Genomic DNA, 1,201 nt, shown 5'->3' with positions numbered 1-1,201 from the left:
CGCCCCGGCGGCACGACGGGGCGGCACGGCGGGCGGCGGTGGAGGCACCGGTGGCCTGCTCAACGGCAGCGAGTCCACCGACGCGGTCACCGAGCTGCTGCAGCAGGACGCCCAGGCCTACACCTGGGTCGCCGCGGCCGTCGGGTCCAACTCCGCGTCCGGCTACCAGCTCGCGACGCAGGAGCCGGTCATGGCCATCGGCGGCTTCAACGGCACCGACCCCAGCCCGACGCTGGAGCAGTTCCAGCAGCTGGTGGCCGACGGCGAGGTGCACTGGTTCATCGGCGGTGGAGGCGGCGGCATGCGCGCCGGCGGCAGCGGGTCCAGCGCCCAGATCGCCGCCTGGGTCGCCGAGACCTTCAAGGCCACGACGGTCGACGGCGTCACGCTCTACGACCTCTCCGGAGGCGTCCAGTGACCGCCGAGCAGACGGTCCCGGCCCCGGCGGGCACGGACACGGTGACCGTCGCGCCCCCGGTGCTCGACGTCGTCATCCCCGTGTACAACGAGCAGGACGCCGTCGTGCCCGCGGTCGAGACCGTGCGCCGGTACCTGGCCACGCTGCCGTTCAGCGCCCGCGTGACGGTCGCCGACAACGCCAGCACCGACGCCACGCCCGAGCTCGCCCGCGACCTGGCCGAGCGGCACGCCGACGTCCACCTGCTCCGCCTGGAGCAGAAGGGGCGCGGCCGGGCGCTCAAGCAGGCCTGGTCCGGCTCGGACGCCGCGGTCCTCGTCTACATGGACGTGGACCTGTCCACCGACCTCAACGCGCTGCTGCCGCTCGTCGCGCCGCTGCTGTCCGGCCACTCCGACGTCGCGATCGGCTCGCGGCTGAGCCGGACGTCCCGCACCGTCCGCGGCCCGCGGCGCGAGGTGATCTCGCGCTGCTACAACGTGCTGCTGCGCCGGACCCTGCGCGCGGGGTTCAGCGACGCCCAGTGCGGCTTCAAGGCGATCCGGCGCGACGTGGCGTCGGTGCTGCTGCCGCTGGTCGAGGACGACGAGTGGTTCTTCGACACCGAGCTGCTCGTCCTGGCCGAGCGGGCCGGGCTGCGCATCCACGAGGTGCCGGTCGACTGGGTCGACGACCCCGACAGCTCGGTCGACGTGGTGCGCACGGCCCTGCAGGACCTGCGTGGCATGGCCCGGGCTGGGCGGCGCGCTCGTGCGCGGACGCCTGCCGCTGGCGAGGTGCAGG

General features: G+C 74.4%; 2 protein-coding genes. Both read left to right on the top strand.

Features of this window, described 5'->3' with window-relative positions; translation table 11 throughout:
- Nucleotides 1–418: mannosyltransferase YkcB-related protein (locus AC2W7G_RS16785; RefSeq protein ID WP_485869443.1), on the top strand; the 418-nt coding region annotated here is incomplete at its 5' end.
- Nucleotides 415–1,201: dolichyl-phosphate beta-glucosyltransferase (locus tag AC2W7G_RS16780; RefSeq protein ID WP_485869442.1), on the top strand; the 787-nt coding region annotated here is incomplete at its 3' end. The genes AC2W7G_RS16785 and AC2W7G_RS16780, both read left to right, overlap by 4 nt.

It is taken from the genome of Aeromicrobium sp. PFPM2_SD2, assembly GCF_057364525.1.
Note: the sequence above shows the minus strand (reverse complement) of the source record. Positions and strands in the feature narration are given on the sequence as shown.